Consider the following 13,914-nt stretch of genomic DNA (forward strand, 5'->3'; position numbering starts at 1 on the left):
TCTTATATTAAAAAAATACATTTTAGTAATGAGAAAAATCTAATTCAAAAAAATTACAAAAGACATATTTCAGACAAAATGATGTCAATAATACGTCAAAAATCAGCTGAATTTACTATGCAGGTATATTATACAATTCGATTAACGGATAAAACACTACTGAAATAGTGAAAAGGTAAATTTTATGAGAAATTTTTTTGTAATTATCTTGAAAACTGAAAAATTATATTTTCTAAAAGTACATAAACAAATTTATCTTTCTATATTTCTAAGATTTGAGTTGTTTTATTCATACAACTCAATTGAAATTACGATATAAAAAATTATGAAGGAAGTGATTGTAGTATGGAAACGCTCGAATTGGCACGAATACAATTCGCATCAACAACGATTTTCCATTACTTTTTTGTTCCGCTGTCTATTGGTTTAGCTTTTATCATTGCGTTAATGCAAACGTTATACGTGGTAAAGGGACAAGAAATTTATAAGAAGATGACGAAGTTTTGGACACAAATATTCCTAGTTAACTTTGCGGTAGGTGTAGTAACTGGTATTTTACAAGAATTCCAGTTTGGCATGAACTGGTCAACATATTCACGTTTCGTAGGTGATGTGTTTGGTCCATCACTTGCAATTGAAGGCTTATTAGCATTTTTCATAGAGTCTACATTCCTAGGTTTATGGGTATTCGGTGAGGACAAATTATCGAAGCGAATTCACTTGTTATGTATTTGGCTCCTTTCAATTGGAACAATGTTATCAGCATTTTGGATTTTAACTGCAAGTGCATTTATGCAATCGCCAGTAGGATATGAAATGGCAGCAGATGGACGTGCACAAATGAATGATTTCTTAGCGATTATTCAAAACCCACAATTATGGGTACAATTCCCGCATACAATTACAGCGGCGATTGCAACTGGTGCCTTCTTTATTGCAGGTGTGAGTGCATGGAAAATAACGAAATCTCAAGAAACTGAAGTGTTTAAAAAATCGTTCCGCATTTCTATCATTGTTGGAACACTTACAACTGCGCTAGTATTATTCTTCGGTCATGCGCAAGCACAACAATTAATTAAGACGCATCCAATGAAAATGGCAGCAGCTGAAGCGTTATGGAATACGAGTGAGGATCCAGCGCCATTTACAGTATTTGCGAAAATTGATGCAGAGAAGCAAGAAAATTCGTTTGAAATTCAAATCCCTTATATGCTAAGTCTATTATCATATGATAAATTTAGCGGTCAAGTAGAAGGGATGAATCAAATTCAAAAACAATATGAAGAAAAATATGGGCCTGGAGATTATATACCGCCAGTACACACTATGTTCTGGAGTTTTAGAGCGATGGTAATGAGTGGAACATTTATGCTTCTTCTAGGAGCATACGGATGGTTCTTATCAAGAAAAGATCGTTTAGCTGAAAAAACTTGGTATTTAAAATTAATGGTGTATGCAATTGCACTACCGTTTATCGGTAATACAGTAGGATGGATTATGACTGAAATGGGACGTCAGCCTTGGGTAGTTTTCGGTGTTATGAAAACGGAAGATGCTGTATCTCCAAATGTTACGTTCGGAGAAGTATTATTCTCTTTAGTTTCATTCACATCACTATATTTAATTATAGGTGGAATCACTATTTACTTATTCGTTCGTATTATTAAAGGACATGAGAATAAGAAAGCGAAACCGGATTCTCAAAGCCATGATCCATTTGATAAGGAGGAAGAGTATGTTATCTCTTAATGAGTTGTGGTTTATCATTATTGCAGTTTTATTCGTAGGCTTCTTTGTACTTGAAGGTTTCGATTTCGGTGTAGGTATAGTTTCAAGGTTTTTAGGGGAAAACGATTTAGAGAAAAGAATTTACTTAAATACAATTGGTCCATTTTGGCACGCGAATGAAGTATGGCTTGTTTGTGCAGGTGGGGCTATGTTCGCAGCATTCCCGCACTGGTATGCAACTTTATTTAGCGGGTTTTACATTCCGTTTGTATTTATGCTTCTTGCTTTAATTATAAGAGGGGTTTCCTTTAAATTCCGTGCGAAAATAGACAATCATAAATGGAAAGGTTTTTGGGATTGGGGTATGTTTTTAGGAAGTTTACTACCGCCTGTTCTTTGGGGAGTTGCAATTGCTAACTTTATGGTAGGTATTCCAATTGATGAAACGAAAAATGCTGTAGGTGGATTCTTACCATTACTTCATCCATTTGCATTACTTGGAGGAGTTATGTTCCTTCTGCTCTGTATTGTTCACGGATTGCAATTCCTTACTATACGTACAACTGGTAAGTTAAGAGAACGTGCACGTATTGCTGCGTTGAAAATTGCACCGCTTGCAATTATAGCACTTCTTATTTTTGCCGGTGTAGGGTTATGGAAAACAGATATATTCACTGGTCATGGTACAGAGTGGATTATGGTTCCGATCGGAGCTTTTGTAGCATTATGTGCGTCAACATTATTAAATAAAAGAAGAAGAGATGGTTGGGCTTTCGTTATGACAAGTTTAACAATCATTTTACTAAGTGCGAGTGTGTTTGCTGGCATGTTCCCACGTGTCTTAATTAGCTCGTTAGGGTCAATATACGATTTAACAATTTATAATGCAGCATCGGGAGATTATGCACTAAAACTGATGACGTATTTTTCAATTGCTATATTGCCATTTGTTTTGGGAAGTCAAATATGGAGTTTCTATGTGTTTAGACAACCTGTTAAGTCAGATAAAGATTTGGAGTACTAATGAAAAGAAAAAGAGGACTTCCATCGTATCCTGGTAGCCGAGTTTTATATGTAGTGTTAACAATCATTAGCATTTTAGAAGCTATAAGTATTATTGGGCAAACAGTGTTTTTAGCACGGGCTATTACGTTTTTATTTCAAGGAGAAACAGTGCAATCTGTGTTAAATGAAACGGTTTATTTTGGAATCACGTTTGCAGTACGTCATATGCTAGTTCGAATTTCGCAAATATTAGTGGAACGTTTCGCTGAAAAAACAGGATCGCTACTGCGAAAACAATTAATAGAGGCGTATTTCACATTAGGTCCACGATATGTTCAAACTGCTGGAACAGGTCATCTGGTTACCTTATCGATTGAAGGTATTGAGAAATTTAAAACATATATTGAATTAACAATCCCTAAAATGATTAGAAGTAGTATCGTACCGGGACTAATTGTACTATATGTTTTTACGTTAGATATTGAGTCTGGAATCATTTTAGTTGTAACGATTCCTATCGTAATTACATTTATGATCCTACTAGGATTAGCAGCGCAGAAAATGGCGGATAGCCAATATGAAACATATCGAGTACTTTCTAATCATTTTGTAGATACGTTAAAAGGATTAGAAACATTAAAGTATTTAGGGAAAAGTAAACAACACGAAGGAAAGATTGAAAAAGTAAGTAAAAGGTATAGAAAAGCAACGATGCGTACTTTGCGAGTTGCTTTTCTTTCTTCTTTTGCATTAGATTTCTTTACGAGCTTATCCATCGCATTTGTGGCGGTGGGATTAGGGATCCGTTTAATAGATGGGACAATTGTACTATTGCCAGCCCTTACGATTTTAATTTTAGCTCCGGAATATTTTCTGCCAATTAAACAAGTTGGAGCGAATTATCATGCTACGTTAGATGGACAACTTGCAATGGAGCAAATAGAAGAGATTTTACAGCAACAAAAAGAAATAGGAACGAAAGAATCTAATGTAGGTTTAATATGGAATGCCTCTAGTAACTTGAAATTACAAGATGTAAAAGTAAAGAATAATGAATCTGAAAAAGCTATATTAGAGGGAATTGATTTTACTTGGAAAGGCACCGGCGCTATAGGTGTAATTGGTGAAAGTGGGGCAGGGAAATCGACGTTAATTGACGTATTAGCAGGATTTTTAACTCCTTCGGGTGGAAATCTGATAATAAATGGTGTGAAAATTGACGGGTCTACTCGAGAAGATTGGCAAAAGAATATTGCTTATATTCCGCAGCAACCTTATATTTTCCCGCTTTCATTAAAAGATAACATTTGTTTCTATGAAACAAATACAGCTGATGCAGAAGTGGAAAGAGTTATTAATGAAGTTGGTCTTCGTTCACTCGTTACATCGCTTCCGAACGGGATGTATGAAAGAATTGGAGAAGGTGGACGTATGCTTAGTGGCGGGCAAGAACAACGTGTCGCTATGGCGCGTGCACTTCTAAGCAAAAAGCCAATTATTTTATTAGACGAGCCTACAGCACATCTTGATATTGAAACTGAATTTGAAATAAAGCAAGCGATGTTACGTCTGTTTGAAGGTAAGCTAGTATTTCTTGCAACACATCGTCTTCACTGGATGAAACAGATGGATCATATTCTTATTTTAAATAAAGGGGAAATGATAAAAAGCGGCACGTATGAAGAACTTTTAAAGAATGAGGCATTACATTTTCAAAGGAAAGAGAGGGGATAGAGATGAGTAACTGGATTAAACCTTATATACAGCAAAATAAAGGTAGAATGACTTTAACTATTTTCCTTGGTCTTCTTGGAGTTAGTTCAGGTGCGATGTTACTTTTCATTTCAGGTTATTTAATCTCTAAATCTGCTCTTAGACCAGAAAATGTAATGGCTGTATATGTTCCTATCGTTGCAACACGTGCGTTTAGTATTGGACAAGCGGTATTTCATTATTTAGAGCGTTTAGTTGGACACGATGTCGTACTACGCATATTAGAAAAGATGAGAACGAAACTATACAGAATAGTAGAACCGCAGGCGTTATTTTTCCGTTCACGATTTCAAACGGGCGATATGTTAGGTATATTATCCGAAGATATAGAGCATTTGCAAAACCTATATTTACGTACAATATTTCCTAGTCTATTAGCATTAGTTGTATATAGCATATTCGTACTTGTTATCGGAGCATTTGACGTAGTATTTGCACTTATTGCAGCATGTATGTTGGCTATTATCGTTTTTCTTCTTCCGTTTGTATCATTACTCTTAATGAAGCAACATCATGTTACTTTAAAGCAAGGAAGAAGCCGTTTGTATCAACAACTAACAGACGCTGTTTTTGGGTTATCTGATTGGCAAGCAAGTGGTAGAAAAGATGAATTCATTGATAAGTATGTAGAGCAAAATGCTCAGTTGTTAAAAACGGAAAAAAGAATGAAGCGCTGGAATCATATTCGGGACAGTATCATTCAATTAGTAGTGGGGATCGTAGTTATTTCAATGATCATATGGACTGGAAATGAGGCAGCAAGTGAACAGATTGCACCTACCGTTATTGCGGCTTTCGTCTTAATGACGTTATCTGTGACAAATGCGTTAATTCCATTTTCAGATGCTATCGATCGAATTCCATCATATGTAGAATCTGCTCATCGTCTAAATAAAGTAGAAGCTAATGATGTTTTACAGGATGAAAAGGAATTACATGAGGATAAAGATTATGTTGCATCAAAATATATAGACATTGAATTAAATAATGTATCGTATCGTTACCCAGATAGTAATGAGTTTGTATTGAAAGAAGTATCACTGCAAATAAAGGCAGGAAAGAAAATCGCCATTTTAGGAAGAAGTGGAACAGGAAAATCTACTTTGTTAAAATTGTTAGCAGGTGCGCTAAGCCCGTTACATGGTGAAGTTTTATTGCATAGTGAACATGCTCATACGAATCTTTTATCAAAATATATTTCTGTATTGAATCAAAAGCCGCATTTATTCGATACGACAATTGGAAATAATGTACGAATCGGTAAACCAGAGGCTACGGATGAAGAGATATGGACAGCTTTAGAGAAAGCACAATTAGCTTCGCATATAGCTTCTCTTCCAGATGGATTGCAAACAAAAATGCATGAAATGGGAAAAAGGTTTTCTGGTGGAGAAAGACAACGGGTTGCTTTTGCTAGAACGCTAATGCAAGAGGCTCCAATTATTGTACTTGATGAACCTACGATCGGCTTAGATCCAAAGACAGAACTATCTTTAATAGAAACAATGTTTTCTGCAACAGAAGAAAAGACTGTTATTTGGATTACACACCATCTTGTAGGAATTGAACATGTAGATGAAGTTATATTCCTTGATCGTGGTCAAATTGTGATGCAAGGCAGTCATGAACAACTTCTGAAAGAAAACGAGAAGTATCGAAAGCTTTATGAGTTAGATAAAGGAATATAGTTTGAATAAGTAATAATTGTAAAAATAGCTACGCCAAATGGTGGAGCTATTTTTGTTTTGAAATGAATATTCTATTCTTTTTTAATGTTGGATTGCAGATGTATATGATCATTATGAATGAAAAATGAATTTCATATTATACATATAATGGAGGGGGATATACATGAAGGAGCAGTATAAAATTATTGTTTTAAGTGATGAAGTATTAGGGGTAAGGATTCAAAATGCATTAGACAAAAATAAATGTAAAACAATAGTTCATGTTGTAGACGTTTCAACTATTGTCCGTATAGAAAATTCTTTTCAATATATAGTCATTTGGAGAGTGGACGCAGAAAAACTTACAAATGAATTGATAAACAAGGGTGTGCAAAGTAAAAAAATTATTAATTTAACAAAATACATGTATGAATGGAGGAATAAATTAATTTCTATATATCAAATAAATCCGGATCTTATGTTTTTATACATGTCTATGAAAAAAGTAAAGAGTGATCCCACATATGAATTGTTTGCTACCGGTTTGTCTTATCCGCATTGTGGCATAAGTACGGAGCTCCTCTCAAAAAAGTCAATAAAATTAACACTTCCATCGCAAGATCTATACTATGATTATTTAATAGCGTCACAACTTCTATCAAACGATCATTCATTTCAATATTGTTTGATAGGAATAGCCTATTTCTCTTTTTACTTTGACATGTCGTTATCATCTGAAGCATATAGAATTCACAAAGTATATTATCCATTGTTTCAAGACGGTCATCATACTGTAGTTCATTCTCCTCTACCTACTGATGGATTCTCACATCTAGATAGTCCGAAACCACTTTTTTCTATTTTTATTTTGCATTTTGAATATATTTTATTAGACGAACTAAAAGATGAATCATTGATACTACCTTGGATAAATGCTGAATGGAATACTACTCCCCTTCATATTCCTTTTGAAGAACATGGGAAAATGAGAGCAGCTTCACATGCTAAATTGTCGTATCCTCATACTTTAATTGAAAATAAAACGATTTTTAAAACATATTTAGAATTACTGTTAAAAAATGATATAAAGCCACTAATTGTTGTCTTCCCTGTTACTTCACATTATTTCAATTGTAGTAGTAAGAAATTAAAAGAAGATTTTTATAAAGTTATAAATGATTTTCAAGCACAATATTCTTTTCAAATCATAGATTTATTTGATTCACCATTATTTTGTGATGAAGATTTTTATGATAGTGATCATATGAATAAAAAAGGTGCAAATAAAATGTCCGCGTTATTAAATATGTTTATTCAGGAATGAAAAGTATGATATTTCGATTCATATTTGCATAAAAGTATATAGGCTCCATACAGTTAAAGTAATGTGATTTTTGCATCGCGTATACAATTAATATGCGAAGAGGTGAGAGAGTAAAATGAGAACGCGTATTGAAAGAACTGTAGAGGTGGTAGATCAACTTCCGTTGGTAAGTGTGTTAATTCCTACGTATAATCGACCTCGCTACTTTGAAAAGGCATTATGTAGTGTGTTAGAACAAACGTATCCTAATATAGAAATTATAGTTGGAGATGATAGTACGAATGACGAAACAGAAAAGGTGTTACAAAAATACTTATGTAATCATTCAAATATTATTTATATAAAAAACAGGTCAACTCTCGGACAATTTGAAAATGCGCTAATGTTATTTAATGAAACGAACGGTGAGTATGTAAATTTTTTAATGGATGATGATATATTTCACGTGAATAAAATTGAAAAAATGATGAAGTATTTTTTGAATGATCTAGATAATGAAATTAAGCTTGTAACATCTCATCGCCAAGTAATTGATGATAAAGGGAAAGAACTACGACATATTTATTCAACTGTCCGTTTATTTGAAGAGGATACGATTATAGAGGGAATAGAATTAGCAAATAGGGTAATTGTGGATCAAAAAAATTATATTGGAGAACCGACAACAGTTTTATTTCGTAAAAATGATTTACAAGAACCGTATGGGATTTTTGATAAGAGGCGGTATCTATGTAACGTAGATATAGCTTCATGGTTATCTTTATTAAGTAAAGGAAAAGCAGTATATATAGCAGAGACACTTAGTTACTTTCGATTACATCCAGATCAACAGTTAAATGAATCTAATAAAATGATGGATGGGTTAGAAGATTTTTCACATAGTATTATAGCAGGAAAAAAATATGGTTTCTTATCCGACGAAAAAGAATTAGACAAAGCGATAACTAGTTTTCTAGATTATGCAAGAAGGATAGTTCCATCATCGATATTGTATACATTAGACTATTATCAAAAAATTAGGAGAAAGAAAATAAACATAGAAAAGAAAAAACAACATATAAATAATAATTCTCCTTTACCAAAAGTAAGTATACTTATTCCCGCGTACAATAGACCTTATTACTTGGAATTAGCGCTCAATAGCGCACTGAATCAAACATATGAAAATATTGAAATTATTATTTCTGACGACAGTACAAATAATGAAGTTAATGCTATGATTCAACCGTATTTACGTGAATATGAGTGTATTACATATGCTAAAAATGAAACTCCGTTAGTTGCTGAAAACTTTAATAAGTGTATAGAACTTGCGAACGGGGATTATATAAACTTTTTATTAGATGATGACTTATTTCATCATGAAAAGATCGAGAGAATGATGAAATACTTTTTGACGTTAGAAAATATTTCATTTGTGACGTCATATCGTGAACTGATTGATGAGAATGGAGAGATATTACCACCCTCAACATTGAATATGAAAATTGCGAAAGAAACTACACTTTTTGAAGGAAAAGAATTAGGAAATTACATATTAAAAAATTTAAAAAATATAGTTGGTGAGCCGACAACTGTTCTGTTTAATCGAGATTTGTTTGAAGGGAAGTTTGGGTATTTTAAAGGAAAGGCTTATTCTTCTATTAATGACATTGCAACTTGGCTAGATATGATGAGGAAAGGAAAAGTAGTTTATATACAAGAACCTCTTAGTTATTTTAGACAACATAGTGGACAAAATCAAAAACAAACACATTTTATTTTAATGACAATTGAAGAGTGGATTGAATTAATTATAGATGCGTATAATAGTGGATTTTTAAGTTCTGAGAGAGATTATAAAGAGAGTTTATCTTATTGTTTAGAAAATGCGGGATTTATAGTTAAGGATGCGGTAAGAAATGGGGAACTAGATCAAATTTATAATGAAAAGATAAAAAAAGGGTTAAACAAGCTAGTCGCTCATATGTTTGAGAAAGAATCTTGTTATTGTCAATATTGTAATCAGCAATTTGAAAAATTTTCACCTTGGCCAGCACATTATGATTTTCCGAAATATAAATTTGAGATGTGGAATAAAGATACAGGGATATGCCCAGTTTGTAGTTCAATGGATCGTGAAAGGTTGTATCGTGCGTACATTGAAATGGAAACGGACTTGTTAAGTAGAGAATACACTATGCTTCATATTGCACCTGAAGAGAAGTTAAGAGATTGGTTTAACGAGTATAAAAATATTACGTATGTATGTGGGGATATAGAACCAAAGGATCCATTAATGAAGGAAATTGACGTTACAAGCATTACATATGATAGTAATACTTTTGATGTAATTTTATGTAGCCATGTATTAGAACACGTTCTTGACGATGACAAAGCAATGCGAGAGTTATATAGAGTATTAAAGCCAAATGGATGGGGAATTATTCAAGTACCAATCGTAATGAATGTAGATTCTATTATAGAAAATAAATTAATTGTAACACCACAATTGAGAAAATTAGCTTTTGGTCAAGAAGATCATGTGAGAATTTATAATCAATCGGGATTCATTCAACGATTAATGAATGCAGGGTTTAAGGTGGAATTATATAACGTAGCTGAAAGAAAAGGAATGAAAAGTGCTAGGAAATTTGGATTATCTGAGACAGGTACGCTCTATATTGTCCGAAAATGATAGGAAGGAATAGATAGATATGGAGAATATTCCTTTTTTGCGTGCTTCAACTGTACCTGTAATTGAGTATTTGGACGAATTGAAGGAAATTGATACATCTCACATATATACGAATTATGGACCTATAAATCAACGTTTTGAAGAAACAATTATGTCGGAATTTTTTCAGAACAGGGGCGCTGTTACAACAGTGGCAAACGCAACGTTAGGGTTAATGGCCGCTATTCAACTTAAGAAAAGAAGAAAAGGAAAATATGCCCTCATGCCTAGTTTTACATTCCCTGCGACTCCATTAGCGGCTATTTGGTGTGGATTGGAACCGTATTTTATTGATATTTCAATAGATGATTGGTATATGGATAAAACAGTACTTTGGGATAAGATTGAAGAATTAAAAGAAGAGGTTGCTATTGTTGTCCCGTACGCAACTTTTGGATCATGGATGGACTTAGAAAAATATGAAGAATTAGAGAAAAAGGGTATTCCGGTTGTCGTAGATGCGGCACCGGGATTTGGGTTAATGAATGGAAGTATGCATTACGGTCAGGATTTTAGTGGTATGATCGTATATAGCTTTCATGCAACAAAGCCGTTCGGAATTGGTGAAGGAGGGCTCATATATAGTAAAAAGGAAGAAGATATACAACGTATTAAAAGAATGGGTAATTTCGGATTTGATAAAAATCGTGAATGTACGATGATGGGGTTTAATTGTAAAATGTCTGAATATGCGGCAGCTGTTGGGATTGCGACTATGAAAAAATGGAATCAAAAATTAAAAGAACGCACCCGTATTTCTGAATGGTATAAACAATTGTTACAAAGTAATGGATTAATGAAAAAAGGATGGAAACTCCAAAAGACAGAAGCAGTTATTCAACAATTTATGCCTATTCTTTGTCCGGAAGAGGTTCACAACATACAAGTAATAGAAGAACTGAAAAAACAGAAAATAGAAGCTAGATTATACTTTTCACCATCATGCCACCAACAAGTTCTTTTTAGAACTTATAAGTCTACAGATTTAATAGAAACGAATAAAATAGCCAAACGAATAGTAAGTTTACCTTTATGGGAAGGAATGACGAAAGAAATAGTAGAACAAATTGTAATCTGTTTAAGGCAGAAGGTGGTGTCGGCAGATGAATAGTTTTTATAGTCAAGAAGAGCTAAAGAAAATTGGATTTTTATCTGTTGGGAAAAATGTATTGATTAGTAAAAAAGCAAGTATATATAATCCAGGTGTTATATCAGTTGGTAATAATGTAAGAATTGATGATTTTTGTATTTTAAGTGGTAAAATCACAATTGGAAGTTATTCGCATATATCAGCGTATACAGCGTTATATGGAGGGGAAGTTGGGATTGAAATGTATGACTTTGCAAATATCTCAGCTAAAACAATCGTATATGCAGTACTAGATGATTTCAGTGGAAATACATTAATGGGGCCAACTGTCCCGAATCAATATAGGAATGTGAAAACAGGAAAAGTTATTTTAAAAAAGCATACGATTATTGGTGCTGATTCTATTATTTTTCCAAATGTAACTGTAGGAGAAGGCACAGCAGTTGGTGCGATGAGTATGGTAAAAGAGAGTTTAGATGATTGGTATATTTATGCTGGAGTTCCCGTAAAAAAAATAAAACCTCGTCAAAAAAAGATGCTAGAGTCAGAAAATGCTTTTTATTTTTAGGATACAGCAAAGTTGTATCTTAACTTATTATGTTTTAAATTTAGCTGACAAAGGCAATACTGAGCCATAGTGAATGTAAAGTTGGAGGGCGAGCATATATGTTTGATGAGGATGGGATTGTTTTAATTATGGAACCAGCTGATGAAAGTAACTTGAGGAGGTTTATTTTTTCCGTGCCAAAGTCAGTGTATGAAAAGAAGGGGCTTACATTACACTATGGAACAGCTATAGGACAAGGATATATGGATATAATTGAAGATATTATTAGCGTACATATAGAAATAGATGTTGTAACGATAATAGGGCATGTAAGAGTCTAGATAGTCATTTGAAAAAGGGGATAGGCAATTTGGCTAGAAGTTATGATAGAGAAAATTGTAGACAATTATAAAGACGAAGGGAGTCTAAAATGAAAATCAAATCAATTTTATTAGTATTTATAGTTTCAATTGGTTTAATGGGATGTTCACTAGTAGAGCAAGGAAAGAACTCTTTAGATTATGCTCAGAAAGCGACAGACTACGTAAATGAAATAAGTGCATTTGCAAATGATGCACCAGCATTAGCTGAAAAAGCCGTTAATGATAGCGAAGCTCGAAAAGAATTAGAAAAGAAGCTTAGTGAAATTAAACAAGATATACCCGCTTTCAATGAATTAACACCACCTGATGTAGCAAAGGATCTTCATCAGCAAATGGTCGGATATAACGAAAAGTTAAACACATTAATTGATACGGCGATGGCAAAGATAGAAGAAGGGAAAGTGGATGTAGAGCAATTTAAAAACTCTGAGCTTATGCAGACGATAGATCAAGTTCGTGATTTGAAAGACAAGGTTCAAAATTTAGGACAATAATAAAAAGGCTCCGTTTGTGATGAACGGAGCTTTTTTCTGTTTTCTAATGGAAAGTTTATAATATTTTCTTCCTATAATATAAGCGTTTTTTAAATCTTCCATTTCTCTAAAATATGTATTGTTTTATTAGTTGCATCCATGTTCACTTGAGCACCTATCGGCATAGTGATCATCGGATGGGTATGACAACAATCAAAGTCAGCTAATAAAGGAATTCTTTGATTTTGTAGTACTTCTAATAATATTTCATAAGGTTTGCGATTTGTACCACAATCATCAAACTGCTCATGTTTTCCAAGAATAATACCTGAAACTTTATCAAATACGCCGTTAACTTTAAGTAATGAAAAGCTTCTTTCAATAGTAGCTGCATCTTTTGAACTATCCTCAATAAATAAAATATCCCCATTTTGAATACATGGCATATAAGGACTACCCCAAATTCCTTCTATTGTATTTAAGTTCCCTCCAATAATACGTCCAGTAGCTTGTCCATTTGTTACGGAAATCCAATTATTTGGTTTAAGTTCTTTTTCTTTCGTTTTCACTTCCCAATTAATAAATTCATCTGACCAAAATAAAGGCTGTTTTATGTTGTAAGGAAGCGATTGATCATGTAGTAATGTTTCTACAAAATAATTGTATGTATAATCTACAAAAGGCTCAAATTCTCCAAAGGAGGGGACGAGTGCCGGACCGTAAAATGTAGGGATTCCTGTTTTGGCATAAATCCCTAGCAATAAAGCTGTTGCATCTGAATAGCCAATCATTATTTTAGGGTTATTTTGAAAAGCATCATAATCAATATAAGGTAATAAGGAATTGGAATTCATACCGCCAATTGTTGACATAATACAAGATACATTAGGATTCCTTATTAAAGCATTCAGTTCCTCGGCACGCTCTTGTATACTGCCGGAGCGATAATAATCATATCGACCTGTTAGTGAACCTTCTAATATGTGAAATCCTTTCTTTTGTAAATAAGATTTCGCTCGTTCAAATCTTTTAGGAGAAGTGTAGGTTGCTGGTGAAGAGGGCGAATAAATGCCGATTGTGTCTCCGTATTTTAATGGTTTTGGAAGTAGCATCGTAAGAATCCTTTCTATTGAATTATGAGTTTCTAATATTTATCATTGAATATTCTTATATTTCGGTATTATTAGTGTAACATAAATGTATTAGAT

Annotated in this window: 11 protein-coding genes; 10 read left to right on the forward strand and 1 reads right to left on the reverse strand. The window is 33.4% G+C overall.

Annotation, left to right across the window (positions count from 1 at the left end; all coding sequences use genetic code 11):
• The first annotated feature begins 345 nt into the window (after nt 1–345).
• The 10 genes from cydA to ABH961_RS04870 all read left to right on the forward strand — a co-directional run bounded on the left by cydA (nt 346) and on the right by ABH961_RS04870 (nt 12,727).
• On the forward strand, nt 346–1,749 hold the full coding sequence (gene cydA / locus ABH961_RS04825; RefSeq protein ID WP_404518964.1) for a cytochrome ubiquinol oxidase subunit I: 1,404 nt from the start codon (nt 346–348) through the stop codon (nt 1,747–1,749).
• Complete coding sequence (gene cydB / locus ABH961_RS04830; RefSeq protein ID WP_000950075.1) at nt 1,736–2,752, forward strand: cytochrome d ubiquinol oxidase subunit II; 1,017 nt, start codon at nt 1,736–1,738, stop codon at nt 2,750–2,752. The genes cydA and cydB overlap by 14 nt, the downstream gene beginning before the upstream one ends.
• Nucleotides 2,752–4,467 (forward strand): thiol reductant ABC exporter subunit CydD, encoded by a 1,716-nt coding sequence (gene cydD, locus ABH961_RS04835; protein WP_048543218.1) that lies wholly within the window; start codon nt 2,752–2,754, stop codon nt 4,465–4,467. The genes cydB and cydD overlap by 1 nt, the downstream gene beginning before the upstream one ends.
• A gap of 2 nt (nt 4,468–4,469) precedes the next feature.
• Nucleotides 4,470–6,194, forward strand: coding sequence for a thiol reductant ABC exporter subunit CydC (gene cydC / locus ABH961_RS04840; protein WP_098847317.1), 1,725 nt, complete (start codon nt 4,470–4,472; stop codon nt 6,192–6,194).
• A gap of 163 nt (nt 6,195–6,357) precedes the next feature.
• Nucleotides 6,358–7,497: a hypothetical protein gene (locus ABH961_RS04845; protein ID WP_098847318.1), complete on the forward strand. Its 1,140-nt coding sequence runs from the start codon at nt 6,358–6,360 to the stop codon at nt 7,495–7,497.
• 115 nt (nt 7,498–7,612) lie between these two features.
• The gene (locus tag ABH961_RS04850; protein ID WP_404518966.1) at nt 7,613–10,174 is read left to right on the forward strand and encodes a glycosyltransferase; all 2,562 of its coding nucleotides are present in this window, start codon (nt 7,613–7,615) and stop codon (nt 10,172–10,174) included.
• Between the two features lie 19 nt (nt 10,175–10,193).
• Entirely contained in the window at nt 10,194–11,324 is a 1,131-nt protein-coding gene (locus ABH961_RS04855) for a DegT/DnrJ/EryC1/StrS aminotransferase family protein (RefSeq protein WP_098049242.1), read from the forward strand.
• Nucleotides 11,317–11,871 (forward strand): acyltransferase, encoded by a 555-nt coding sequence (locus ABH961_RS04860; protein ID WP_404518968.1) that lies wholly within the window; start codon nt 11,317–11,319, stop codon nt 11,869–11,871. The genes ABH961_RS04855 and ABH961_RS04860 overlap by 8 nt, the downstream gene beginning before the upstream one ends.
• Before the next feature lie 98 nt (nt 11,872–11,969).
• Complete coding sequence (locus ABH961_RS04865) at nt 11,970–12,191, forward strand: hypothetical protein (RefSeq protein WP_098847320.1); 222 nt, start codon at nt 11,970–11,972, stop codon at nt 12,189–12,191.
• A gap of 89 nt (nt 12,192–12,280) precedes the next feature.
• Entirely contained in the window at nt 12,281–12,727 is a 447-nt protein-coding gene (locus ABH961_RS04870; RefSeq protein WP_404518970.1) for a DUF6376 family protein, read from the forward strand.
• A gap of 89 nt (nt 12,728–12,816) precedes the next feature.
• Here the strand turns inward: ABH961_RS04870 and ABH961_RS04875 are convergent, their stop codons facing one another.
• Entirely contained in the window at nt 12,817–13,818 is a 1,002-nt protein-coding gene (locus tag ABH961_RS04875) for a S66 family peptidase (protein WP_098681871.1), read from the reverse strand.
• Between the last annotated feature and the right edge of the window lie 96 nt (nt 13,819–13,914).

Source organism: Bacillus sp. RC251 (genome assembly GCF_044908765.1).
Classification (GTDB): Bacteria; Bacillota; Bacilli; order Bacillales; family Bacillaceae_G; genus Bacillus_A; species Bacillus_A wiedmannii.